Annotated in this window: 18 protein-coding genes and 1 pseudogene; 13 read left to right on the top strand and 6 right to left on the bottom strand. The window is 74.9% G+C overall.

Going from position 1 to position 25707, the window contains the following annotated elements:
- Positions 1-16: 16 nt before the first annotated feature.
- Positions 17-760, bottom strand: a complete 744-nt coding sequence (locus ABZ449_RS00490) for a hypothetical protein (RefSeq protein WP_360337692.1) — start codon at positions 758-760, stop codon at positions 17-19.
- A 39-nt stretch (positions 761-799) separates the two neighbouring features.
- Between ABZ449_RS00490 and ABZ449_RS00495 the strand changes: the two genes are divergently transcribed.
- Entirely contained in the window at positions 800-1462 is a 663-nt protein-coding gene (locus ABZ449_RS00495; RefSeq protein ID WP_360337695.1) for a hypothetical protein, read from the top strand.
- 4 nt (positions 1463-1466) lie between these two features.
- Complete coding sequence (locus ABZ449_RS00500; RefSeq protein ID WP_360337698.1) at positions 1467-2960, top strand: ABC transporter substrate-binding protein; 1494 nt, start codon at positions 1467-1469, stop codon at positions 2958-2960.
- A gap of 160 nt (positions 2961-3120) precedes the next feature.
- Here the strand turns inward: ABZ449_RS00500 and ABZ449_RS00505 are convergent, their stop codons facing one another.
- From ABZ449_RS00505 to ABZ449_RS00520, 4 genes are all read right to left on the bottom strand, one after another.
- Entirely contained in the window at positions 3121-4272 is a 1152-nt protein-coding gene (locus ABZ449_RS00505; RefSeq protein WP_360338740.1) for a PP2C family protein-serine/threonine phosphatase, read from the bottom strand.
- A 234-nt stretch (positions 4273-4506) separates the two neighbouring features.
- Complete coding sequence (locus ABZ449_RS00510; RefSeq protein ID WP_049651037.1) at positions 4507-4929, bottom strand: MarR family transcriptional regulator; 423 nt, start codon at positions 4927-4929, stop codon at positions 4507-4509.
- A 30-nt stretch (positions 4930-4959) separates the two neighbouring features.
- On the bottom strand, positions 4960-6261 hold the full coding sequence (locus tag ABZ449_RS00515; protein ID WP_360337702.1) for a M48 family metalloprotease: 1302 nt from the start codon (positions 6259-6261) through the stop codon (positions 4960-4962).
- 213 nt (positions 6262-6474) lie between these two features.
- On the bottom strand, positions 6475-7263 hold the full coding sequence (locus ABZ449_RS00520) for a universal stress protein (RefSeq protein WP_360337705.1): 789 nt from the start codon (positions 7261-7263) through the stop codon (positions 6475-6477).
- Between the two features lie 348 nt (positions 7264-7611).
- On the opposite strand from ABZ449_RS00520, the gene ABZ449_RS00525 reads away from it, so the two are divergent.
- From ABZ449_RS00525 to ABZ449_RS00560, 8 genes and pseudogenes are all read left to right on the top strand, one after another.
- On the top strand, positions 7612-8850 hold the full coding sequence (locus ABZ449_RS00525) for a CapA family protein (RefSeq protein WP_360337708.1): 1239 nt from the start codon (positions 7612-7614) through the stop codon (positions 8848-8850).
- A gap of 10 nt (positions 8851-8860) precedes the next feature.
- Positions 8861-9178 (top strand): hypothetical protein, encoded by a 318-nt coding sequence (locus tag ABZ449_RS00530; RefSeq protein ID WP_360337711.1) that lies wholly within the window; start codon positions 8861-8863, stop codon positions 9176-9178.
- 420 nt (positions 9179-9598) lie between these two features.
- Positions 9599-10381, top strand: coding sequence for a 2,3-dihydro-2,3-dihydroxybenzoate dehydrogenase (locus tag ABZ449_RS00535; protein WP_360337714.1), 783 nt, complete (start codon positions 9599-9601; stop codon positions 10379-10381).
- Between the two features lie 229 nt (positions 10382-10610).
- Entirely contained in the window at positions 10611-11762 is a 1152-nt protein-coding gene (gene dhbC, locus ABZ449_RS00540) for an isochorismate synthase DhbC (protein WP_360338743.1), read from the top strand.
- Positions 11759-13426: a (2,3-dihydroxybenzoyl)adenylate synthase gene (locus ABZ449_RS00545; protein WP_360337717.1), complete on the top strand. Its 1668-nt coding sequence runs from the start codon at positions 11759-11761 to the stop codon at positions 13424-13426. Before dhbC ends, ABZ449_RS00545 begins: the two co-directional genes overlap by 4 nt.
- A 112-nt stretch (positions 13427-13538) precedes the next feature.
- A pseudogene (locus ABZ449_RS00550) lies at positions 13539-14156 on the top strand (isochorismatase family protein); the annotation flags it as partial.
- A gap of 128 nt (positions 14157-14284) precedes the next feature.
- Positions 14285-14509 carry a phosphopantetheine-binding protein gene (locus ABZ449_RS00555; RefSeq protein ID WP_360338746.1) on the top strand — a complete coding sequence of 75 codons (225 nt, stop codon included), beginning with the start codon at positions 14285-14287 and terminating at the stop codon, positions 14507-14509.
- Positions 14509-15363, top strand: coding sequence for an AMP-binding protein (locus ABZ449_RS00560; RefSeq protein ID WP_360337720.1), 855 nt, complete (start codon positions 14509-14511; stop codon positions 15361-15363). The genes ABZ449_RS00555 and ABZ449_RS00560 overlap by 1 nt, the downstream gene beginning before the upstream one ends.
- Positions 15364-15467: 104 nt before the next feature.
- On the opposite strand, the gene ABZ449_RS00565 is transcribed toward ABZ449_RS00560, so the two are convergent.
- A complete protein-coding gene (locus ABZ449_RS00565; protein WP_360337723.1) occupies positions 15468-16655 on the bottom strand; it encodes an amidohydrolase in 1188 nt (395 codons plus the stop codon).
- A gap of 119 nt (positions 16656-16774) precedes the next feature.
- On the opposite strand from ABZ449_RS00565, the gene ABZ449_RS00570 reads away from it, so the two are divergent.
- Genes ABZ449_RS00570 through ABZ449_RS00580 form a run of 3 tightly spaced genes read left to right on the top strand, consistent with a single transcriptional unit; the run spans position 16775 to position 25670 of the window.
- Positions 16775-24097, top strand: a complete 7323-nt coding sequence (locus ABZ449_RS00570) for an amino acid adenylation domain-containing protein (protein WP_360337726.1) — start codon at positions 16775-16777, stop codon at positions 24095-24097.
- Positions 24094-24279, top strand: coding sequence for an MbtH family protein (locus tag ABZ449_RS00575; protein ID WP_360337729.1), 186 nt, complete (start codon positions 24094-24096; stop codon positions 24277-24279). Before ABZ449_RS00570 ends, ABZ449_RS00575 begins: the two co-directional genes overlap by 4 nt.
- Positions 24276-25670, top strand: coding sequence for a DHA2 family efflux MFS transporter permease subunit (locus ABZ449_RS00580; RefSeq protein WP_360337732.1), 1395 nt, complete (start codon positions 24276-24278; stop codon positions 25668-25670). Before ABZ449_RS00575 ends, ABZ449_RS00580 begins: the two co-directional genes overlap by 4 nt.
- Positions 25671-25707 lie beyond the last annotated feature (37 nt).

The following is a 25707-nucleotide window of genomic DNA, read 5'->3' on the forward strand; positions in this document are numbered from 1 at the left end:
ACGAGCTCATGGGCGGTCAGCCGCTCGGCGGGGTGGATTCGCCCGGGCGGGTGGGGCCCGGTCCGGCGGCGGACGGTGAGCAGAGCGGGCAGGGCGTCAGACCTCGGGCCCGGACGGCGTTCGCGTCCACAGGTGCGGCCCGCTCCTTGCCGGTGACCAGCGGGCAGTGCGGCCGGTGGTAGCGGGTGCCCTCTGGGACGGCCAGCCATCCGGCGTCATCCGCGTCATCCGCGTCATCGGTGTCACCCGCGCCACCCGCGTCATCGGTGTCACCCGCGCCACCCGCGTCATCCACGTGATCGGCGCTATCGGCGATGTCGGCCCGGCTGGCTTGTCCGGGCCGGTGGGCCGGGTCCGGCGGAGCGGGCCCGGCGTCCGGTTCGACCAGCAGGTCGTACAGCCGCTCCACCCGGCGGTCGGTCAGGTCCGCGCGCTCCGGCGGGGACGGCGGCGGCCGCAGGACGACCAGGATGGTCCCGGACACGATCAGCGCCGCGCCGGGGATGGTGGACGAGGCCAGGTAGGGGACCTGCTGCTCGACGAAGCGCTCACCGGAGGTCCCGTACCAGCCGAGCACGCACAGGACGGCGCCGGCCGCGGCGAGCAGCCAGCCCGCCCACTCCCGGCCGGTCCGGAGCGGCCGGGGCTGACGGAACCCACTCCGACGGAAGCCGTCCCGCAGCGAGCGTCCGGCGCGCCGGACGGGCGAACCCTCCGGGGCGTTACGGGTGATTTCTCCGTCAGATTGCGATTCGTCCATGGATCCGCCTTCATGGTGTCACTTGAGACGTTTCCAGGAATGGCTTGGAACAGCATCCGGGACACCGAGAGCGGGGCCCGGGCGGCGCAGTCGAGAGGGAAGACCACCATGCACGTGACGCGAAGCGGCACCCCCGAGGACGGCGGACGGGCCCGGCGGGCGGCGAGCGTGCTGCTCGCCCTGTTGCTCGCGGGTACGGCGGCCGCGTGCGGCAGCAACGGCAAGTCCGGCTCCGCGGCCACGTCCCCGGCGGCGACGGGCGCCACCGCCACGGCAACCGCCACCGAGTCCGCCCCCGCGACGGTCACCGCCACCGCCACCGGTACGGCCCCCGCCGACCCGGCCGCCGCCAAGGCGGAGATCACCACCAACTGGGAGAGGTTCTTCGACCCCAGCACCCCGATCGCCGAGAAGGCCAAGCTGCTGCAGGGCGGCGAGGAACTGCTCCCGGTGCTCGAGGGCTTCGCCCAGGACCCGCGGGTCGGCCAGGTGCAGGCGAAGGTCGACGACGTCGCGTTCACCGACGCGAGCGATGCGACCGTCACCTACGCGCTCTCGCTCCAGGGCAACGTGGTGGAGCCGAGCGCGACCGGCCAGTCCGTCCTCGACAACGGCACCTGGAAGGTGTCCCGCTCGACCCTGTGCGGTCTGCTGACCCAGGCCGGTGGCGCCACGGCCACCCCGATCCCCGGTTGCAGCTGACCGGATGCGGCCGACCGCCCCGCCGCGCGGCCGGGCCGGCGACGCGTTCGCGCGCCGTCGGCCCGGCCGTGTCCCGCCGGCGGCCCGTCACAACCGTTCCCGCAGCGCCCTCACCGCCCGCTTCGTCGTCCTCCTGCTGCCCCTCGCCGTGCTGCTCCCCGGTTGTGGCACCCGGCTGCCGAGCGAGGCCTTCACCGTCCGGCCCACGCTCGCCTCTCCTGCCACCGGTGCTACCGGCGGCACCGGAACCGGCGGTGCGACCGGCGCGACCGGGAGCGCCAACCCCGCCTCCGACACCGGGGTCACCGCCACCGAGATCAGGATCGGGCTGGTCACCTCGGTCACCAGCCCGGTGGGCAGCGAGGTGTTCAGCGGCCCGCGCTACGGCGCCCAGGCCTTCTTCCAGGCCCTCAACGACCGCGGCGGCCTGCACGGACGCACCGTCCGGCTGGTGACCTGTGACGACGGCGGCAGCGGGGTCGGCAACCAGGACTGCGTGCACCGGCTGATCGACCAGGCACACGTCTTCGCCTTCGTCAGCGGCAGCGTCCTCGACTACGCGGGCGCCCCGTACGTGAGCGGCAAGGCGGTGCCGGACGTCGGCGGCCAGCCGATCGGCACGGAGTACGACCGCTGGCCGCACCTGTACGGGATCTACGGCAGCGCCGCCCCACGGGACGGGCGGTCGGTCGGCTGGAACGGGACGCTCTACCAGAGCACCGAGGTGTTCCGTTTCTTCAAACAGCGACTGGGTGCGACCAGCGCCGCCGTGGTCGCCTACAACCAGGCCGACTCGACCCGTTACGCCGGACAGCTGAAGGCCGGGCTGGAGGCCGAGGGATACCGGGTGCTGCTCCAGACGGTGGACTTCGCACTGCCGAACTTCCAGGCGGTGGCCGCGGCGGTGCGCGCCGACGGCTCGCAGTTGCTGTTCGACGCGATGGACTCCCGGGGCAACGCGGCGCTGTGCAGGGCGCTGGACGAGGCCGGGGTGACGGTGGCGGCGAAGGTCACCAACGTGCAGAACTGGTCGGAGACGGTGCGTACCGACTACGCCGCCTCGCCGAACTGCCGCAACGTGCTGTGGGCGACCTCGTCGAGCCTGAACTACGAGGACGAGCAGTACCCGGCGGTGCACGACTTCCGGACGGCGATGGCCCGTTACTACCCGGACCGGGCCGCGAGGATGTCCGCCTGGGAGCTGGAGGGCTGGGCGGGTGCACAGTGGCTGACCGACGCGCTGGACTCCTGCGGCGTCGCGCCGACCCGGTCCTGCGTGGAGGCGTTCATGAACCGCGCCGAGCCGTACGACGCGCACGGTCTGATCCTGCCCGCGTCCTTCGTCCCGCAGCCGCCGCCCACCGGGCTGACCCGGGCCTGCCTGAACGCCGCCCGCTGGCAGGACCCGGCCCAGGAAGGGCAGGGCGGCTGGGTCACCCAGGTGCCGTCGATGACCACCAACTGCTTCGACGTGCCGCAGCTGCCGTACAAGCCGTAGTGCAGGGTCCGGGCCGACAGCCGACAGCTGACAGCCGACAGCCGACAGTCGACAGATTTCGGATGACCGGTAACAGGTAACAGATGACAGAGTTCGAAATCTGTCATCTGTCATCCATCATCTGTTACTCGTCGGCTGTCCGTCGTCCGTCGCCCCGCCCTCACGGCAGCCGCTCGACCACGACCATGGCCGCGTCGTCGTCCAGCCTGCCGCCGACGTGCGCGAGCAGATCGCGGCGCAGGTGCTGGAGTAGGGCGGTGGGGCGCTCGGCCCGCCAGGCGGTGACGCGTTCGGTGAGCGGGTAGAAGTGCCGCTGGGCGTCGCGGGCCTCGATCACGCCGTCGGTGTAGATCAGCAGTCGGTCGCCGGGCCGGAACGGGAAGGTCTCCGTCTCGTACCGCACCGGTGCGAGGTCGCCGAGGCCCAGCGGCGGGGAGGGGCGGCTGGCGGCGAGGGTGGTGATGCCGCCGGGGCGCAGCAGCAGCGGAGGCGGGTGGCCGCAGTCGATCAGGCGGACCGGGGAGCCGTCGTCGGGGATGTCGAGCAGGACGGCGGTGATGAAGGATTCGCCGGCCTCGCCGCTCTCCGCGGGGGGCTCCTCGGGCGAGGGGAGGGGCAGCGCGGACAGCGCTTGTCGGAGCTGGCGGTCACGCCGGTCCCGGCGGGACTGTTCCGCGAGCTGGGCGAGGTCCCAGCTGACGCTGCCGTCCAGGTAGGCGGCCAGGTCGGGCAGTTCGGCGTGCAGGTGGGCGGCGGCGCGGAAGGCGCCGAGCAGCAGCGCCGCGTCGCCGAGCGAGGACAGGCCCTTGCCGCGCACGTCACCGACCAGCAGTCGGGTGCCGGTGGCGGTGCGGGCGGCCGCGTACAGGTCGCCGCCGACCTGCGCCTCGGCCTCGGCTGCCAGGTAGACGGAGGCCAGGTGCAGCGGTCCGATCCGTTCCGGCAGCGGCCGCAGCAGTACCCGCTGGGCGGCCTCGGACACCGAGCGCACCCGGGCCAGCTCGCGCTCGTGCCGCTCGCGCAGCACCCGCAGGCCGACGATCAGCACCGAGACGATCAGCTGTGCGCTCAGCTGGGTCTGGATGTTCGCGCTGGTCAGGCTGTCGCGGACGGCGCCGATGACGGTCAGTGCGGCGAAAGCGAGTGCGGCGACCCCGGCGGTGGCCCGGGGGCCGGCGAAGGAGGCGGTGAGGGCGGGGGCGACGATCAACAGCGGGCCGAGGTGGATTTCCGGCGGGGAGAGGATGTCGACCACGGCGATCAGCACGATCAGCGCGAGGGTGAGCGCCGTCAGCACCCGGCGGTCGGGCAGCCAGGCGCGGCGGCGGTCGGGGGGATGTGGCGCGGTCGGAGGACGCGGCGCATCGGGACGCTGCCGGAGGGGCACTCCTCCTCTGTACACCGTGGGAGCGGCAGGGCGCACCCGGAAGGGCTCGACCAGCTCCGTGACCGGCTCCGTGACCGGCTCCGCGACCGGTTCTGCGGCCGGTTCTGCGACGGGCCCTGCGACCGGTTCTCGGGCCGCCCCCGCCGACGGGTGGCCCGGTCAGCCCTCCTGGCCGTAGCGGGCCAGGTAGTCGGCGAAGCGGGCGACGTCCTCGTCGGACCAGTCGGTGAAGCGCGCGGTGAACGAGAGCCGCCGCTGCTCGTTGGCATCCCGCAGCAGGGTGAGGCCGGCCTCGGTGGCACGCAGGATCTGGCCGCGCTGGTCGTCCGGGTCGGTCTCGCGCGCCAGCAGGCCGAGCTTTTCGAGGGCGGTGACCTGACGGCTGACGGTGGACTTGTCGAGCATGAAGTACGCGGCCACGTCGGCGGCCCGGCAGCCGCCGCGCTCGGTGATCAGGTCGAGGATGCTGTAGGTGACCAGGGAGAGGTCGGGGTGCAGCTGGGAGGCCTTGTGCCGGGCGCGGCGGGCGAAGGCGGTCAGCTCGCGCTGGATGGTCTCGATGGACGACTGGCGGCCGGGCACGGCGTTCCTACCTCCTCGATTTTTGTTGCACTATACAACGGATTTGCCCGGGGTCGCGCGCCGCTCCGGCGCCCGCTGCTCCGGTGCGGCCTGCCAGGCGCGGGCGGCGGCGATTCGCCTGGTCGCACTCGGGTGAGTGGCGAACAGTAGCTCAAGCACCCTCGGCGGGTCGACATCGGAGACGTTCGCCACCGCCAGTCTGCGCTGCATGGCCACGAACTGCTCGACGTCCCCGGTCAGTTCGAGCGCGTGCCGGTCCGCCCTGGACTCGATCCGGCGGCTCACCGCGCACTGCGGCGGCCCCGACAGCGCGCCCAGCAGCGCCGCGAGCGCCGCCAGCAGCGGCAGTGCCCCGGGGTCCGCCGCGTCCGTCGCCCCTGCGGCCTCCAGCAGCGGCCGCCAGGCGGTGAGCAGGCCGAGGACGACCACCGCGACGGCCGCGCCGACCGCACCCAGCGCGGTGCCGACCGGCACGTCCCGGTGCTTGACGTGGCCCAGCTCGTGCGCGACCACCAGCTCCACCTCGCGCGGCGCGGCAGTGGTCAGCAGCGTGTCGTACGCGACGATCCGACGCGTCGCCCCGAACCCGGAGACGTAGGCGTTGAGCGCGGTGGTGCGGCGGGAGGCGTCCGCGACCAGGACGTCCCGCACCCGGACGCCGTCCCGATCGGCCAGCGCGAGCAGCGCGGTGCGCAGCTCCCCCGGAGGCATCGGGGAGAAGCGGTTGAACACCGGCTCGATCAGCAGCGGATGGAGGAAGGAGAGCGCGGCCGTCAGCAGTGCCGCCGCGCCCGCCGCCGGCAGCCACCAGCGCTGCGGCGACCAGGCGGTCAGTGCGAACAGGCCGAGCGCGAGTGGGAGGACGAGGGCGAGGGTGAGCGCGAGGCCGCGTACGGCGTCCAGCGCCCAACCGGCCCACCCCTGGGTCACCAGCCCGTACCGGGCCCGGACGGTCCGCGCCCCGGCGGCGAACGGCAGCTGCAGTGCCTGGCCGAGCAGCACCAGGGCCGCCGCCCCGGCCAGCACCCCGGCCGTCCGGGAGCCGCCGAACCAGTCGCCGACTGCGGTCACCAGGGTGGCGCCGGCCGGGGTGAGTCCGAGCAGCAGGGCCAGCGCCAGGCCCGCCAGCCGCCCGCCGAGCGCCCACGGCAGCTGGGCGCGGCGCAGCGCGCGGCCCCGGGCGCGCTGGTCGGGGGTGAAGTCCGGGGCGGGGGTTCCGGCGGGCGGGGTGCGCTCCCAGGCCACGGCCTCGGAGGTCGCGGCCTCGTCGGTCGGGGGTTCGTCGGTCGGGGGCTTGTTGGCCGGAGGTTCGGGGGCCGGGGTGGTGTCCATGGCGGCGGTGCGGCTCTTCCGGTCGGGTCGCGGGAGGGACGGTACGGCGGTTCGGCGGACGGTTCGGCGGACGGTTCGGCGGACGGTTCGGCGGTGACTCGGCGGTTCAGCGCTTCATCGGTTCATCGGTTCAGCAGTGATTCAGCATGGCGTACCCGACCGGTCGGTGCGCATGCCCCGGCCCGGCGGTCACCGTTGGGTGCGGGTGGGTCTTCACGCCTCGGTGGGCCCGGTGGCGCCGTGGACGCCGGCGCGCAGCAGCTGGTGGCCGAGGTCCACCAGGGCGCGGCCGACCGCGAACTCGTCACCGACGGCCGGGGCCGGGGCGTCACGCGGGTTGCGGCGGGCGCGGGCGTCACTGTGCAGCACGTTGCCGTCGGCGTCCAGCACGGCATGCACCCGGGTGGTGTCCTCGTCCTCGACCACGTGCAGGCTGAGCTGCCAGTCCTTGGTGCGCACGGCGCCGGCGGCCTGCTGTCCGATGTCCGTGGCCGTGGCGGTGGCGGTGGCGGTGGGTGGAGCGGCCGCCGTCCCGTCGGCGCGGACGATCACCACCGGGCAGGCGCCGTGCACCGCGCAGCGGGTGGACACCGAGCCGAGCAGCGTCCGGGCGAAGGTGCCCCGGCCCCGGCTGCCCAGTACCAGCAGGTCGGCCCCCTCGGCCGCCTCCAGCAGCACCTCGGCGGCGTGGCCGAGCACCAGGCTCTCCCGGACCTCCACCGCGCGGTCCGGGCCGAGGATCTCGTTGATCTCGGCGGTGAGCGTGCGACGGGCGGTCCGCTCGAAGCCGTCGTCCACCATCGGGGCGAACCACCCGTACAGCGAGGGGTACTCCCAGGCCGCCACCGCGTGCACCGCCGCCCCGGTCAGCACGGCCTGGTCGACCGCCCAGCGAAGCGCCGCCTTCGACGGTCCGGAACCGTCGATCCCGACCACGATCCGGCGCTCCCGGGCGGGGGAGGGTCGACCGCCGCCCACGGAAGAGAGCTGATTGCTGCCCATCACGTCACACCTCCCGGCCCTTCGGCGCGGAAATCCGCCCTTCGGTACGGAACTCGCTCCCTGTACACCACGCTGCGCGCCCCGCCCGCCCCGCGCCAGGGACGCGGTGGCCGGGTCGGCGGGGGTGATTGGGACGGGCGGGCCAGCGCCGCCCTCCGGGGACCAGCTGTCGACATCCGGCCGCCGACACCCGGCCGTTCGTGTCCTGCCGGCATGTCCTGGCCGTGGATGCCCGGCCAGGGCGGGCGGTGCCCCTTGTGGCCGGAATGTTGCGGACTCGGGTCCGGGGGGTGGTGATTCGGTGGCGTAGGCTGACCGCTCTCGCATCATCCTCGGGGGGATCCACTCATGCGCCGTGTCGCGGCCGCCGTCGCGCTGCTCGTCGGAATGACCGCCGTCGCCGCCTGCGGGCCGGACGACCCCGACCCGGCCCCGGCCTCGGCCGCCCCCGCCCCACCGTCCTCCGTGCCGGACGGTTCGCCCTCCGGTACGGCCCCGGGCAAGAGCGCTCCGCCCCGGCCCGACGGCACCATCACGGTCGCCTTCGCCGGGGACGTCCACTTCGAGGGCCGCACCGAGGCGCGGCTGGCCGTCCAGCCGCCCGAACCCGCGCTCGGCCCGATCTCCCGCACCCTCGCCGACGCGGACCTGTCCGTCCTCAACCTGGAGACCGCGATCACCGGGCGCGGCGCCCCGGAGCCGAAGACGTACACCTTCCGCACCTCGCCCAAGGCGCTGTCGGTGCTCAAGGACTCGGGCGTCGACGTCGTCTCGATGGCCAACAACCACGCCGTGGACTTCGGCGCCGACGGCCTCACCGACACCCTCGCCGCCAAGGACTCCTCGCCGGTACCGGTGGTCGGCGTCGGGCACAACGCCAAGGAGGCGTACGCCCCGTACGTCACCACCGTGCGCGGGGTGAAGGTCGCCGTGGTCGCCGCCAGCCAGGTCGAGGACCTCACCAACCAGAAGTGGCGGGCCGGCGCCAACAAGCCGGGAATCGCCTCGGCCCTGGACGTGCCGGCGCTGGTCAAGGCGGTGGAGACGGCCAAGCAGCAGGCCCCGGTGGTGCTCGTGTACCTGCACTGGGGCGACGAGGGCAAGGCCTGTCCGACCGGCCCGCAGACCACCATCGCCAAGAAGCTCGCCGCCGCGGGCGCCACCGCCGTGGTCGGCACCCACGCCCACACCATGGTCGGCTCGGGCATGCTCGGGAACACCTACATCGGCTACGGCTTCGGCAACTTCCTCTGGTACGGAACGTCCAACTACGCCAACTCCAACGAGACCGGCGTCACCACCCTCACCCTCACCGCCGACGGCAAGGTGACCGGCGAGGCCTTCACCCCGGCCACCATCGACGACAAGGGCGTCCCGGAGCCGGTCAGCGGCGCCACCGCCGAGGCCGCCCTCAAGCGCCGCGACGGCCTGCGCGGCTGCACCGGCCTCTCCCCGGCACCGTCCGCCCCGGGCGGCGCCCCCGCCCCTGCCGCTCCCACCGCTCCCACCGTTCCCGCTTCCGCGCCTCCCGCCAAGGCTCCTTCGGGCTCCGCGAAGGCGTCGACCACCCCTGCCGCACCGCGCTAAGGTGCCCGCCATGGGCGGATACGGGGAACTGACGACCGACCGACTCTCCTTGCTGCGCCCCACCGAGGGCGACGTGGACGCCATCCTCGCCGTCCACCGCGACCCGGCCACCTGCGTCCACAACCCCTCGGACGCCCTCGCCACCCGTGCCGAGGCCGAGGAGCTGTACGGCCGCTGGAACGCGGTCCGGGAGTGCCACGGTGTCGGGTACCGGACCGTCCGCGAGCACAACTCCCCGGCGGTGGTGGGCTTCTGCGGCGTCAAGCCGATGGCGCCGGCGGGTCTTCCGGTCCTCAACCTCTTCTGCCGGCTCGCCCTCGCCGTCTGAGGCTGAGGGGTGGCGACAGAGGTCGCCGTCGCCGTCACCGCCCGGGCGTCCGCCCACGTTCCCGACCTCTCTCCGATGCCCGGGTCCGCCCGGAGAACCTCACCTCCTGGCGCGTCGCCCTGCGCGCCGGCCTGCACCGCGCGGAGCACCTCGACGGCGAGGGCTACGACGGCTTCGACCTGATCTTCGCGAGCCGCCTGCCGTAGCGGTCCGCCGGACGTACCACCACTGCCGGCGGGCCGCCGAGGCCGCCCGCCCCACCGGGGGTCGGGCGGCCTCGGCGTGTCCGGGCGGGGCTTTGGTCAGGGATGCCCGGCGCGGGTGCAGCGGGGCGAGTTGACGTTCGCACAGGCTCTCGGCGTAGGCGAACAGCTGTGTTAGGTTAGGCTTGCCTAATCTTGCTGGTCGGAGGGATGTCCTGTGCAGCAACAGTCCGAATTCGCCGGTGCCGTCGCGTTGGTCACCGGGGCCGGGCAGGGCATCGGCGCGGCCGTGGTGCGGGCGCTGGTGGCCGAGGGGGCCGTCGTCGCCGCGGTGGACCGCCGTCGTGGCGGGCTCGACGCCCTGATGGCCGAGCTGCCGACCGTGCGGCCGTACGTGCTGGATGTCTCGGACGGCCAAGCCGTCGGCGATGTCGTGGAGTTGATCGAAAGTCAACTCGGGCCGATCGGCTTGCTGGTGAACGTCGCGGGAATCCTGCGCACCGCTCCGGTCGTCGAACTCACCGACGGGGACTGGGCGGACACCTTCGCCGTCAACACCACCGGCGTCTTCCACACCGGCCGCGCCGTCGGCCGTCGGATGGCGGCCCGTGGGCGTGGGGCGATCGTGACCGTGGGGTCCAACGCCGCCGGGGTGCCGCGGGCCGGGATGGCCGCCTACGCGGCGTCCAAGGCGGCGGCCACCATGTTCACCCGTTGCCTGGGGCTGGAGCTCGCCCGGTCCGGGGTGCGGTGCAACGTGGTGTCGCCCGGCTCGACCGACACCGAGATGCAGCGCGCGCTGTGGGGCGAGGACGCCGAGGCGGCCGAACACCGGGTGATCGAGGGCGACCTGGGCGCCTGGCGGGTCGGCATCCCGCTCGGGCGGATCGCCGCGCCCGCCGACATCGCGGAGGCGGTGGTGTTCCTGGCCTCCGACCGGGCGCGGCACATCACCATGCACGACCTGTACGTCGACGGCGGTGCGACCCTGCGCGCCTGAACGGTGCGGGGAGGTGCCGGGTGACGCCGGGCGGTGCCGATCGGCGCTCGGCCCGTCGCTCCGCCATGCCCTCCCGCCCCCCGCCTTCCGTTACTCCTCGTCCCCTGTAGAACCGTCCCAGACTGGAGAATCCGCCGTGACCACGGTGCACCACGCCCCTGCCGGGCCGATACCCGCCGGGGCCGACGCCTCGGCGACCGCCCTCGCCGAGGGCCCGGACCACGCCGTCATCGGCGCGGCCAGCGGACTGCTCGGCCAGTACCGGGCCGGCTCCGACGAGGCGTTCTTCGCCTCGCCGACCCGCACCCTGCTCGGCTCCGGCGTGCACGCCCGGGTGCCGCAGGACGGACGGCCGCTGCCGGTGCGGGTCGCCGAGACGCTGGCCGCGGCGGGCCGGGCCGGGGTCGAACGGCCGCTGGTGGTCGGCGCGGTGGCGTTCGACCGGGACGGTCGGGTCGAACTCGCCGTGCCCGCCCGGGTCCGGGCCGCCGGACCGCTGCGCGACGACCCGCTGGTCGCCCTGCCCGCGCCGGCGGCCGAGCGGACCGAGTGGCGGATCGCCGAGGTGCCCGCGCCGGAGGCGTACGGCGCCGGCGTCGCGGCGGCCGTCGAGCGGCTGCGCGGCGGGGAGCTGAGCAAGGTGGTACTGGCCCGGACACTGGAGCTGAGCGCCGCCGAGCCGCTCGACCTGCCCGCCATCCTGCAGCGACTGGCCCGACGCGATCCGGGCGGCTACACCTTCGCCGTCCCGTCCGGCGGCGGCCGCACCCTGATCGGCGCCAGCCCCGAACTCCTGCTCTCCCGGCGGGGAACCGCCGTTCTGGCCAACCCGTTGGCCGGGTCGGTCCCGCGCAGCGAGGACCTCGGCGAGGACGTCCGGCGCGCCGCCGCACTGCTGGAGTCGCCCAAGGACCTGCACGAGCACGCCGTCGTGGTGGAAGCCATCCGCGAGGCCCTGGCGCCCTACTGCCGCACCCTGGAGGTGCCCGAACGGCCCACCCTGGTGCGGACGGCCGCGATGTGGCACCTGGCCACCACGATCCGCGGCGAGCTGGTCGATCCCGCGGTCTCCGCCCTGGAGCTGGCCTGCGCGCTGCACCCCACCCCGGCGGTCTGCGGCACGCCGACGGACGTCGCGCGCCGGGTGATCGGCGAGGTCGAGCCCTTCGACCGCGGCCTCTACACCGGCATGGTCGGCTGGGAGGACGCGACCGGCGACGGCGAGTGGGTGGTCACCATCCGCTGCGCCGAGGCGGAGGAGCGGACGCTGCGGGTGTACGCCGGCGCGGGCGTGGTCGAGCAGTCCCGGCCGGAGGCCGAACTCGCCGAGACCAGCGCCAAGTTCCGCACCTTCCTGGATGCCGCGGGGGTGGCCCGGTGACGCCGCGGGACGGGTTCACCCCGTACCCCGCCGAGTTCGCCGAGCGCTACCGGGCCGCCGGGTACTGGCGCGGCGAGACCTTCGGGCGGATGCTGCGCGAACGCGCCGCCGCGCACGGCGAGCGGACCGCCGTCGTCGACCCGGGCGGTCACTCGGTGGCGGCCGGCGAGCGGCGCTGGACGTACGCCGAACTCGATCGCCGGGCCGACCGGATGGCCGCCGGGCTGCTCGCCCGCGGCATCAGGGCCGGGGACCGGGTCGTGGTCCAACTGCCCAACGCCGCCGAGTTCTTCGAGATGGTCTTCGCGCTGTTCCGGATCGGCGCGCTGCCGGTCTTCGCGCTGCCCGCTCACCGGTACACCGAGATCGGGTACTTCTGCTCCTTCACCGAGGCGGCCGCCTACGTGGTGCCGGCCGTCGAGGGCGGCTTCGACTACCGCGAACTCGCCACCCGGGTACAGGCGGAGAACCCCGCGCTGCGGCTGGTGCTGGTGGCCGGCGAGGACCCGGGGAAGCACGTCCGGCTCGCGGACGTGCCCTGCGACGGGCCGGGCCCGGAGGCCTTCGGCGGGGAGCCCCGACCCGCGGACGTCGCCTTCCTCCAGCTCTCCGGCGGCAGCACCGGCGTGCCGAAGCTGATCCCGCGCACCCACGACGACTACATCTACTCGCTGCGCGGTTCGGTCGAGCTCTGCGGGCAGGACCGGGACAGCGTGTACCTGTGCGTGTTGCCCGCCGCCCACAACTTCCCGCTCAGCTCGCCGGGTTCGCTCGGCACGCTGTACGCCGGAGGCCGGGTGGTGCTCTGTCCGCAGCCCGCCCCGGAGACGGCCTTCCCGCTGATCGAGCGCGAGGGAGTGACCATCACCGGGCTGGTGCCGCCGCTCGCCCTGCTCTGGCTGGACGCCGCCGAGCGCGGCGCCCGCGGGTACGAGAGCCTGGAGGTGCTGCTGGTCGGCGGCGCCAAGTTCAGCGAGGAGGCGGCCCGCAGGGTGCGGCCGGTGCTGGGCTGCACGCTCCAGCAGGTGTTCGGGATGGCCGAGGGGCTGGTCAACTACACCCGGCTGGACGACCCGGAGGAGCTGATCACCACCACCCAGGGACGGCCGATCTCGCCGGACGACGAGGTCCGGGTGGTGGACGACCAGGACCGGGACCTGCCCGACGGCACCACCGGCCACCTGCTCACCCGGGGCCCGTACACCATCCGCGGCTACTGGAACGCGCCCGAGCACAACGCCGACTCCTTCACCGCGGAAGGGTTCTACCGCACCGGAGACCTGGTCCGGCGCACCCCGACCGGCCACCTGGTGGTCGAGGGGCGGGCCAAGGACCAGATCAACCGCGGCGGCGAGAAGGTCGCCGCCGAGGAGATCGAGAACCACCTGCTCGCACACCCCGCGGTGCACGACGCGGCGGTGGTGTCGATGCCCGACCCGTACCTGGGCGAGCGCACCTGCGCCTATGTGGTGCTGCGCCCCGGGCATCGCGAAGACCCGCCGAAGGGCGTCGAGTTGAAGAGGTTCGTGCGGCAGCGCGGGCTCGCCGAGTACAAGGTGCCGGACCGGGTCGAGTTCGTCGCCGCTTTCCCGGCCACCGGGATCGGGAAGGTCAGCAAGAAGGACCTGCGCGCCGCGATCGCGGCCTCGCTGAACGCGCGCTGAGCGCAAGCCGAACGCCGGGCGGCCGGCCGCCTCCCGATCCCGCCTCCCGATCCCGCCACACGGTCGCGCCGCCACACCGCCACATCGCCACATCGAGTTAAGGAACACCGCCGTGGGCCTGCCCCGCATTCCCCGCTATCCCATGCCCGCCGCCGAGGACCTGCCCGCCAACCGGGTCTCCTGGACGGTCGACCCGGCGCGCGCCGTGCTGCTGGTCCACGACCTGCAGAACCACTTCCTGGACGCCTTCGACGCCGAGGCCGCACCGGTGCCCGAACTCCTCGGCAACGTCTCGGCGTTGGCCGGGGCGGCGCGCGCCGCCGGCGTCCCCGTCGTGTACTCGGCGCAGCTCGGCGGGCAGAGCCCGGCCGAACGCGGTCTGCAGCAGGACTTCTGGGGACCGGGCATCCCGAACGACCCGCGGGCCACCGCGATCGCCGAGGCCGTCGCCCCGGAGCCGGCCGACACCGTGCTCACCAAGTGGAAGTACAGCGCCTTCGTGCGCACCGAGTTGGAGCGGCTGCTGCGCGAGCAGGGGCGGGACCAGCTGGTGATCACCGGCGTGTACGCGCACATCGGTGTGCAGGCCACCGCCTGTGACGCCTGGATGCGGGACGTGCAGGCCTTCGTGGTGGCCGACGCCGTCGCCGACTTCGGCCCGGCGGAGCACCGTGGCGCGCTGTCCTGGGTGGCCGGGCGCTGCGGAGTGGTCACCACGGCGGAGGCCGTGCTCGGGGCGCTGGGCTCGGCCGCGCGGTCGGCGGCCGCCTCGGGCCTCGTGGGCGTTCCGGGCGCCGCAGGTGCTGCGGAAGCTGCGGATGCTGCGGTACTCGAAGGGGTGAGCGGGAAGTGACGGGCGTGGATTTCACCGTGGAGCGGATCCGGGCCGAGGTCGCCGACCTGCTCGGCGAGGACCCGGCGGAGATCCCGCTGGACGAGAACCTGGTCGACTGGGGGCTGGACTCCATCCGGCTGATGACCCTGGCCGCACGCTGGCAGGAGGCGGGCGCCGAGGTGGCGTTCGTCCAGCTCGCGGAGCGCCCGGCGATCGAGGCCTGGGCCGAGCTGCTGGGCGTGGAGTGATGGCGCCGGAGCTGGTGGCGGCGGAGCTGGTGGCGCCGGAGCTGGTGGCGCCGGAGCTGGTGGCGGCGGGGGCGGGCGTGGCGGTCCGGGACGCGGTCCGCAGAGCGCTGCCGCCCGCGGTGCCCGAGCTGCCTGCGCTGCCTCGCCGTGCGGTGCGGTATCCGGCGACCACCGTGGTGGGCCCGGTCGAGGCGCAGGCGGCCCGGACACCGGACGCGCCGGCGCTGGTGCTCGCGGGCGGGGAGACCGTCAGCTACCGGGAGCTGAACGCCTCGGCCAACCGGTTGGCGCGCGCCCTGGCCGCCCGCGGGGCCCGCCCGGGCACGGTGGTCGGCCTGGCGGGTCTGCGACCTCCGGTGGAGCTGCTGACGGCGCTGCTGGCGGTGGTGAAGTCGGGCGCGGCGTACCTCCCGCTGGACCCGACGGACACGCCCGGGCGGCGGGAGCGGCTGCTCACGGAGAATGCTCCGGTCTGCGTGCTGGGGGAGGGGGTGCCGGGAGCGCTGGCCGGGCTGGAGACGGACGGCGAGCTGCCGACCGACCCGCCCCGGGCGTTGACTCCGCAGCACCTGCTCTGCGTCGGGTACGGACCGGGCGGGCGCCCGGCCGCCGTCCGGCTCACCCATGCCGAGGCGGACCGCCGGGTGCGCGAGCTACAGGCGGAGCACCCGCTCGGGCCGGGCGACCGGGTGCTGCACCTGGGCCTGCCGCTCTGGGAGCACCTGTGGCCGCTGCGGACGGGTGCCGCCGTGGTGCTCGCCGATCCGTGGCAGGAAGGCGAGGTCGGGCCGTTGGTGCGGAAGCTGGGTGTGACGGCGGTGCGGGTGGCGCCGGGGGTTCTGCTCGGCGGCTGAGGGCAGGCGGAAGCGGGCGGGCGCCCGGTGACGGGCGCCTGGCAGATGGATGACAGCTTTCAGCGAACAGATGACGAAATCTGTTCGCTGAAAGTTGTCGACTGTCATTCGTTCGCCGTCGCCGTCCCTGACTCCATCCCCGCCGTCCGCCCCGCCGCCAGGTCCGCCGCCGTCCACGCCATCGCCACCGCGCCGTCCAGCACCGCCCGCTCCGCCTCCGCGCCCAGCGCCGCTTCGGCGAACGCCACCTCGTGCGGGGCGCAGGCGCCACCGGTGATGTCCAGTGCCGGATGGATCGACGGCACCGCGTGCGACACGTTCCCCATGTCCGTACAGGCGAAGGGGCCGCTCTCGACCGGTTCCGGCCGACCGAGCGCCGCCGCGTTGGCCCGCCACAGCGCCAGCAGCCGTGGGTCGGAGCGCATGTCCAGGTAGTCCGGCTCCGGCCGGGTCAGTTCCACCTCGCAGCCGGTGGCGAGCGCCCCGGCGCGGAAGCAGTCCTCGACCCGGGAGCGCAGCTCGGCGAGGTCCTCGGCGACCGAGGCCCGGATCTCGTACTCGGCGCTGGCGCTGTCCGGGATCAGGTTCGGCGCCGTCCCGGCCGCCGTGGTGATGCCGTGCACCCGCCACTGCGGCGGGAGTTGCTGGCGCAGCAGCCCGATCGCGACCTGGGCGACGGTGAGCGCGTCGGCGGCGTTGCGCCCCCGGTGGGGGTCGAGGCTCGGGTGGGCGGCGCGCCCGGTGTAGCGCACGGACAGCGTGCCGAGCGCGAAGGAGTGGAAGTCGGCGACCTCGACGGGGCAGGGGTGGACCATCATCGCCGCGTCCACCCCGTCGAACGCCCCGGCCTCCAGCAACAGTGCCTTGCCGGCCCCGCGCTCCTCGGCCGGAGCACCGATCACCCGCACGGTGAGCCCGAGTTCGTCCGCGTACGGGGCGAGCCCGAGCGCCGCGCCGATCCCGGCGGCGGCGATCAGGTTGTGCCCGCAGGCGTGGCCGAGTCCGGGCAGCGCGTCGTACTCGCAGACCAGCGCGACGGTGACCGGCCCGCTGCCGAGGTGCGCGTCGAACGCGGTGGCCAGGCCGTGGGCGGGCGCGGTGACCGAGTAGCCGTGTGCGCTTAGTAGTTCGGCGCACCAGGCGGCCGCGAGGTGCTCCTCGAAGGCGGTCTCGGGGTGGGCGTGGATGCGGCGGCTGAGTGCGAGCAACTCGGCCCGGTGGGCGTGGACGCGGTCGCGCACGGCCTGCTTGGCCTCGGCGGGGGGAGTGATCGGCGGCGCGGGCAGGGGCATGGGTGGCGTCTCCGGGGTGTCAGGGGCCCGGCCGCGCGGGGCCGTTGACCAGATCATATGAAGTTAGATTAGGCTAACCTAAGTAAGGCGTTCCGGATCCCCGAGGAGCTCTCCACCCCATGCCCGCCGTCGACACCCAGACCGCCGACATCCCCCTGCTCGCCGCCCAGGCCGCCATCTGGTACGCCCAGGCCCTCGACCCCGCGAGCCCGGTCTACAACACCGGCGACGCCGTCGAGATCACCGGTCCGCTCGACGAGGACCGGTTCGAACAGGCGCTGCGGCAGGCGGTGGACGAGGCGCAGGCGCTCAGCGCCGTCGTCGTCACCGGTCCGGACGGCACACCCCGCCAGCGGCTGCGCACCGGCCGCCGCTGGCCGCTCCACCGCCTCGACCTGCGCGCCGCCGACGACCCGGCCGCCGAGGCCGAGGCCTGGATGCGCGCCGACCTCGCCCGCCCGGTCGACCTCGCCGAGGGCCCGCTCTTCACCCACGCGCTGATCCGGCTCGCCGAGGACCGCCGGCTCTGGTACCGCCGCATCCACCACCTCGCCGTCGACGCCTACGCGTTGACCCTCCTCGGCGAGCGGATCGCCGCCCTCTACGCCGCCCGCACCACCGGCGCCGAACCCGCCCCGAGCCCCTTCGCCGGGCTCGCCGAGGCCGCCGCCGAGGAGGCCGCGTACCGCGAGAGCGCGGAGTACGAGGCCGACCGCGCCCACTGGTCCGCGCGGATGGCCGACGCCGACACCCCGGCCACCCTCCCGGGCATCCCGGCCACCTCCCCGGGCATCCCGGCCACCCTCCCGGGCACCCCCGCCGTCCTCCCGGGCGCCCCCGAGTCCATCGTCGGCGACCAGGACGCCGCGCCCGGCGAAACGATCCGCCTCACCGCCGACCTGCCCGCCGGCACCCGCGACCGCCTGGAGCGCGCCGCCGGCGCCGTCCGCGCCACCTGGGCCGAGCTGCTCCTCGCCGCCGCGGCCGGCTACCTGCACCGCCTGACCGGCACCCAGGACGTGGTCCTCGGTCTGCCGCTCGCCAACCGCCGCGGCCCCGCCGCCCTGCGCACCCCCGTCGCCGCCGCCAACGTGCTCCCGCTGCGCCTCGCCGTCCGCCCCGCCGACAGCGCCGAGGCCCTGCTGCGCGCCGTGGTCCGCGAGCTGCGCGCCGTCCGCCGCCACCAGCGCTACCCGCTGGAGGAGCTGCGCCGCGACCTCGGCCGCACCGGCGACCGCCGTGCCCTGTTCGGCCCGATGGTCAACATCAAGGCCTTCGAGAGCGACCTCGACCTCGGCGGCCTGCCGGGCACCGTCCGCAACCTCGCCGCCGGCCCGGTCGACGACCTCGCCCTGAACGTCTCGCCCGGTCCGGAGGGCGCGCTGCGCCTGGTGATCGACGCCGACCCGGCCCGCTACGGGACCGCCTCGCTCGCCGCCCACCGCGACGGCCTGCTGCGCTACCTCGACGCGCTCGCCGACCTGCTGCTGACCGACCCGCGCACGCCGATCGCCCGGATCGACCTGCTCGACCCGGACGGCCTGCGCCGCGCCACCGAAGGCCGTACCGAGCCCCCGGTCGAGCGGACCGTGCCCGAGCTGTTCGCCGCCCAGGCCGCCCGCACGCCGGACGCCGTCGCCGTCCGTTCCGGCTCGACCGCGCTGACCTACCGGCAGCTCGACGCCGCCGCCAACCGGCTCGCCCACCGCCTGACCGCCCTGGGCGTGCGGGCCGGGGCGCCGGTCGCGATCGCCCTGCCGCGCGGCACCGACACCCTGGTCGCGATGCTCGCCGTCCTCAAGGCGGGCGGCGCCTGCGTCTCGCTCGACCTCGCCCACCCCGCGCAGCGCCTGGCCGCCGTCCTGGCCGACGCCCGCCCGGTCTGCGCGGTCGGCACCGCCGAGGCCCTCGCCGGACTCGACCTGCCCGCCGGCCTGCCCACCCTCCGCCCGGAACCGGCCGGCTCCGAGGCCGACGGCGAGCCCGGAGCCGCCCCGCCCGCCCCGCGACTCCACCAGCCCGCCTACATCCTGCACACCTCGGGCTCCACCGGCCGCCCCAAGGGCGTCATCGTCACCCACGCCTCGCTGGCCAACCTGCACGCCGGCCTCGGCGAGGACCACATCGCCCCCGCCCTGCGCCGCGCCGGCCGGGACCGGCTGCGCGTCGCCCACAGCGCCTCGTTCGCCTTCGACGCCTCCTGGGACCCGGTGCTCTGGATGGTCCACGGCCACGAGCTCCACCTGCTGGACGACGTCACCTACCGCGACCCGGCCGCACTCGCCGCCCACCTCGACCGCGAGCGCGTCGACTACCTCGACCTCACCCCCTCCTACCTCGAAGTCCTGCTCGCCGAGGGCATCCTGGACGAGGGCCGGCACCGCCCGTCCGTCCTCGTGGTCGGCGGCGAGGCCACCCCGCCCGCCCTCTGGCAGCGACTGACCGCCGTCCCCGGCCTGCACCCGGTCGACCTCTACGGCCCGACCGAGACCACCGTCGACGCCTACGCCTGGACCCCGGGCCCGGACGGCGCCCCGAGTGGCCGGGTGGTGCGCGGCTCCCGCGCCTACGTCCTGGACGGCTCGCTGCGCCCCGTGCCCGACGGCGTCACCGGCGAGCTGTACGTGGCCGGCGCCTGCCTGGCCCGCGGCTACCTCGGCCGCCCCGACCTCACCGCCGAACGTTTCCTCGCCGACCCGTTCGGCCCGCCCGGCAGCCGGATGTACCGCACCGGCGACCTCGCCCGGCGCCGCCCAGGGGGGTCCTCCCGGCCGGAGGCCGGGGGCACCCTGGAGTTCCTCGGCCGGGCCGACGACCAGGTGAAGATCCGCGGCTTCCGGATCGAACCCGGCGAGATCGCCGCCGTCCTCGCCGAACTGCCCGGCGTCGCCCAGGCCGTGGTGATCGCCCGCCCCGGCCCGCAGGGCAAGCGGCTGCTCGGCTACGCCGTCGCGGAGAGCGGCGGCTCCCCCGACCCGGACGGGCTGCGCGCCGCGCTCGCCGCCCGGCTGCCCGCGCACATGGTCCCGGCGGCGGTCCTGCTGCTGGACGAACTGCCGCGCACCGCACACGACAAGCTCGACCACCGCGCCCTGCCCGATCCGGCCGTCGCCACCGAAGGCGCCGTGGCGGCCACGCCCCGGGAGGAGCTGGTCTGCGGCCTGTTCGCCGAGGTCCTCGCCCTGCCGCAGGCGCCCGGCCGGGACGCCTCCTTCTTCGACCTCGGCGGCCACTCGCTGCTCGCCGGCCGCCTGGCGGCCCGGCTGCGCGACACCTTCGCCGTTCCGGTCGGCTTCGCCGACGTGTTCCGGCATTCGACCCCGGCCGGCCTCGTGGCCCTGTTCGGCGAGACGGAGGGCGGGACGGTCGGCGCCGGCGCGGGTTCCGAAGAACTCCGGTCCGTCCCGGTGCCGGTACCCCGCACCGAGCGGATGCCGCTCTCGCCCGCCCAGCGCGGCCTCTGGTTCCTGCACCGCCTCGAAGGCCCCAGCCCCACCTACAACATCCCGCTGGCGCTCACCCTCACCGGCCCGCTCGACCGGCACGCCCTCACCCTCGCCCTCGGCGACCTCGTCGCGCGGCACGAAGTCCTGCGCACCGTCTACGGCGAGGAGGTGGACGGCACGCCGTACCAGCGCATCCTCTCCCCGTCGACGGTGGAACTGCTCGACGGCACCGGCGAGTTGGCCGAGGCGGTCCGGCACGCCTTCGACCTGACCGCCGAACCGCCGATGCGCGCCACGCTGTTCGGCGAGGGCCCCGAGCGGCACACCCTGCTCCTGCTGCTCCACCACATCGCGGGCGACGGCGCCTCCACCACCCCGCTGCTGCGCGACCTGGCCGCCGCCTACACCGCCAGGATCGCCGGACGGGAACCCGGACTGCCGGAGCTCACCGTCCAGTTCGCCGACCACGCGGCCTGGCAGCGGGAGCGGCTCGGCACCGCCGAGGCGCCCAGCCCGCTCGCCGTCCGGCAGGCGGAGCACTGGCGCGCCGCGCTCGCCGGGCTGCCCGACCAGCTGGAGCTGCCCTTCGACCGCCCCCGCCCGGCCGTCGCGGGCCACCGGGGTGCCACCGTGCCCTTCGCGCTCGGCGCGGAGGCGCACAGTGCCCTGGCCGGGCTCGCCCGGGCCGCCGACAGCACCGTCTTCATGGCCGTCCAGGCCGGGCTCGCCGCCCTGCTCACCCGGCACGGCGCCGGCACCGACATCCCGGTCGGCACCCCGGTGGCCGGCCGCGAGGACGAGGAGACCGCCGCACTGGTCGGCTACTTCGTCAACTCGGTGGTGCTGCGCACCGACACGTCCGGCGACCCCACCTTCCGTGAACTGCTGGCCCGGGTCCGCGCCACCGTGCTCGCCGCGCACGAGCACGCCGAGTTGCCCTTCGACCGGCTGGTCGAGGAGCTCAACCCGGCCCGCTCGCTCGCCCGCCACCCGCTGTTCCAGGTGATGCTCGCCTGGCAGAGCCGCCCGGACGAGCGGATCGCCCTGGGCGGCGGCCTCACCGCCGACGTCGCCGCGATCCCCAGCGGTACGGCCAAGTTCGACCTCACCCTGAACGCCGGCGAGCTGCCCGACGGCGGCATCGGCGGCTTCCTGGAGTACCGCACCGACCTGTTCGACGCCGCCACCGTGGCCGCCCTCGGGGAGCGTCTGACCAGGCTGCTCACCGCCGCCGCGAGCGCCCCCGACACCCCGATCGGCCGGCTGCCGCTGATCGGCGAGGAGGGACGGCGGCGCGCCCTGGTCGAGTGGAACGGTGCGCCGGCCGAAGGGAGCGGCGTCCAGGCCGGGGGGATCGGAGGCCGGGCCGAGGGGAACGGAGTCCCTCTCGCCACCCTGCCTGACCTGTTCGAGGCGGCCGCCGCCGCCCATCCGCATGCCGTCGCGGTCGGCTACCAGGACGAGCGGCTCGACTACACCGAACTCGCCGCCCGAGCCGACCGGCTGGCCCGACTGCTGGCCGCCGAGGGCATCGGCCCCGGCACCATCGTCGCGCTCGCCCTGCCACGCTCGCTCGAACTCGTCGTCGCCCTGCTGGCGGTGGCCAAGTCCGGTGCCGCGTACCTGCCGCTCGACCCCGACTACCCGGCCGACCGGCTCGCCTACATGCTGGCCGACGCCGCCCCCGCCGCCCTGCTCACCGACCGGGCCACCGCGCCCCGACTGCCCGCCCACGAGGTGCGCCGACTCCTGGTCGACGGCCCGGAGTCCGCCGCCTTCCCCGCCACCCCGCTGGAGCAGCACGAACGCACCCGCCCGCTGCGCGCCGAGGACACCGCGTACGTCATCTACACCTCCGGCTCCACCGGCCGGCCCAAGGGCGTGCCCGTCACCCACCACAACGTGGTCCGGCTGTTCGGCTCCACCGACCACTGGTTCGGCTTCGGAGCCGAGGACGTCTGGACGCTGTTCCACTCCTACGCCTTCGACTTCTCGGTCTGGGAGCTGTGGGGTGCTCTGCTGCACGGCGGCCGGCTGGTCGTCGTCCCGCACCTGGTCAGCCGCGACCCTTCCGCCTTCCTGGAGCTGCTCGCCCGCGAGCGGGTCACCGTGCTCAACCAGACGCCCTCCGCCTTCTACCAGCTCAGCGCCGCCGACCGGGACCGCCCCGGCTCCGAACTCGCCCTGCGCTACGTGGTGTTCGGCGGTGAGGCGCTGGAACTCGCCCGACTGGACGACTGGTACGACCGGCACGCCGAGGACGCCCCCACGCTGGTCAACATGTACGGCATCACCGAGACCACCGTGCACGTCTCGTACATCGCCCTGGACCGGGCGAGCGCCGCCGCCGGAAGCAGCAGCACCATCGGCGTCAACATCCCCGACCTGCGGGTCTACGTCCTCGACCAGCACCTCCAGCCCGTCCCGCCCGGCGTCACCGGCGAGATGTACGTGGCCGGGGCGGGACTGGCCCGCGGCTACCTCGGCCGCCCCGAGTTGACCGCCACCCGCTTCGTCGCCGACCCGTACGCCGAGCTGTTCGGCGAGCGCGGCACCCGGATGTACCGATCCGGGGACCTCGCCCGGCGCCGCACCGACGGCGTTCTGGAGTACTTCGGCCGCGCCGACCAGCAGGTCAAGCTGCGTGGCTTCCGGATCGAACTCGGCGAGATCGAGGCGGTGTTGGCCGCCCATCCGGCCGTCGCCGACGCCGCCGTGGTGGTCCGCGAGGACGTGCCGGGGGACAAGCGGCTGGTCGGGTACGTGGTCGGCACCGCCGAACCCGAGGCGGTGCGCGCCCACGCCGCCGCGGAACTGCCCGTCCACATGGTGCCCTCCGCCGTCGTCCTGCTCGACCGCCTGCCGCTGACCGCCAACGGCAAGCTCGACCGGCGCGCCCTGCCCGCCCCCGAGGCCCCGACGGCGGGCCCCGGACGCCCGCCGCGCACCCCGCGCGAGCAGCAGCTGTGCGAACTGTTCGCCGAGGTGCTGGGCGTGGCCTCGGTCGGCGTCGAGGACGACTTCTTCGCGCTCGGCGGGCATTCGCTGCTGGTCGTGCGCCTCGCCGGGCGGATCCGCGAGGTGCTCGGACTGGAGGTCGGCATCGGCGCCCTGTTCCAGGCGTCCACCGTGGCCGCCCTGGACGCCGCCCTCGCGGCGGGCGCGCCGGGCGCCGACGCCCTGGACGTGCTGCTCCCGCTGCGGCCCGTCGGCCCAGGCCGGCGGCGCCCGCTGTTCGCCGTCCACCCGGCCGGCGGCCTCAGCTGGTGCTACACCGGACTGATCCGCAACCTGCCCGGCGAGGTGCCGATCTACGGCCTCCAGGCCCAGGGCGTGGGCGCCGCCACCGCCGGACTCCCCCTGCCCGCAACGCTGGAGGAACTGGCCGCGCACTACGCCGACCGGCTTCGCGAGGTCCAGCCCGAGGGCCCGTACCGGCTGCTCGGCTGGTCCACCGGCGGGATCATCGCGCACGCGGTGGCCGTCCGGCTCCAGGAGCTTGGCCAGGACGTGGAGTTGCTCGCGATCCTGGACGCCTACCCGGCCGAGGGCTTCCGCGAGCTGCCCGTCCCCGACCAGGCCGAGGCACTGGAGGCGTTGCTCACCATGGGCGGCTTCGGGCCCGAGGACCTCGACGGACGGTCCCTCGAACTCGGCGCCGTCACCGCGCTGTTGCGTCGCGAGGGCAGCCCGCTCGCCGGGCTCGACGAGGCCACCGTGGCCGCGCTGAACGAGATCTACCTCAACACCAACCACCTGGTGCGCGGCTACGACCACCGCCGCTTCGAGGGCGACGTGCTGTTCTTCCGCGCCACCGTCGACACCATCGACGACACCCTGGTGCCCGAACTCTGGGAGCCGTACGTGTCCGGCCGGATCGCCAACACCGACGTGGCCTGCTCCCACAAGGACATGACCCTGCCCGCCCCGATCGCGCACATCGCGAGCGTGATCGCCCACCACCTCTCGATCACCGATGCTGGAGACCACCGATGAGTGACGCCCCCGCCAACCCCTTCGACGCCGACGGCGAGTTCCTCGCGCTCGTCAACGCCGAGGGACAGCACTCCCTGTGGCCCGCCTTCGCCGCAGTTCCGGCCGGCTGGGGCATCGCCCACGGCCCGGGTGAGCGAGCGGCCGTCCTGGAGTGGGTCAGCGTGCACTGGACCACCCTGTGACCCCTCCGGCGGTCGAGACCCCGGCGCGCCCCCTCCTCGCGGGGCGCGCCGCGGTGGTGGTCGTCTACACGGCCGCGATGTGCATGAACGGCCTGGACTCGACGATCGTCAACCCGGCGCTGTTCAGCATCGCCGAGGACTTCGGCCGGCCCGTCTCGGCGGCCAACGCGGTGGAGACGGCCTTCCTGGTCGGCCTCGCCCTCGGGTTGCCGGTGGCCGGCTGGCTCGGTGACCGGTACGGAGTCAAGCGGATCTTCCTCGGCTCGCTCGCCGCCTTCACCCTCGCCTCCGCGCTCTGCGCGGCGGCACCCGGCCTGGGCGCGCTGTCCGCCGCCCGGGCCGTCCAGGGCGTGGCCGGCGGGCTGCTCACGCCGGTCGGGATGACCCTGCTGTTCCGGGCCTTCGCCCCGCACGAGCGGGCGGGCCTCGGCCGCATCCTGATCGTCCCGACCGCGCTGATGCCCGCCCTCGGACCGCCGCTCGGCGGCTTCCTCACCGAACACCTCTCCTGGCACTGGCTGTTCCTGGTCAACGTGCCGATCGGGGCAGCCGCCGTGCTCATCGGGCTGATCGGCCTGCGCGGTGCCGAGGAGCCCCCGGCCGGCCGTTTCGACACCACCGGCTTCCTGCTCGCCACCCCCGGCCTCGGCCTGCTGACCTACGCCCTGGGCTTCGGCCCGGCGCACGGCTGGACCTCGCCCGCGGTGGCGCTCAGCGGCCTGCTCGGCCTGGCCCTGCTGGGGGCGGCCGTGCGGCACCAACTGCGCTCGGCGCAACCGCTGGTGGACCTGCGGCTGCTCGCCGACCGGACCTTCGGCGCGGCGAGCTGGCTCGCCCTGCTGACCTCGGCCGGGCTGATGGGCGCGCTGTTCGTGCTGCCGCTGCTCTACCAGGCGGCGCGCGGCGCCAGCGCCCTGGACGCCGGGCTGAGCGTCTTCCCCGAGGCGATCGGTCTGATGGCCGCCTCGCAGGTGGTGGACCGCCTGCTGCCCCGGCTCGGCCCGCGCCGACTCGCCCTGCCCGGGCTCCTGCTGGCGGCGCTCGTCCTCGCGGCCCTGGGCTTCGCCGAGAATCCCTGGGCGGTACGGGTGTTGATGTTCGCCGTCGGCCTGATCCTGGGCACCGCCGTCCTCACCGTCCAGATCGCCGGCTTCGCCGATGTACCCGGCCCCGCCATGGGCCGCGCGATGGGCCTGTTCACCATCCTGCGCACCCTCGGCGGCGCCCTCGGCATCGCCGCCACCGCCGCCCTGATCGACGCGGTCGGGGACGGCACGAGCGTCGGACCGTACCGCCTCGCCCTCGGGCTCACCGCCGCCCTGGTCGCCGCCGGCGCCCTCCTGGCCACCCGACTCCCCGCCGAGGCCCCGGGCCCGCCGCCGGAGGACTGACGGCGGAGCGGACCGTGCCGCCTCCGGTGCTCCGACT

The organism is Kitasatospora sp. NPDC005856 (genome assembly GCF_040629945.1).
In the GTDB taxonomy this organism is placed as follows: domain Bacteria; phylum Actinomycetota; class Actinomycetes; order Streptomycetales; family Streptomycetaceae; genus Kitasatospora.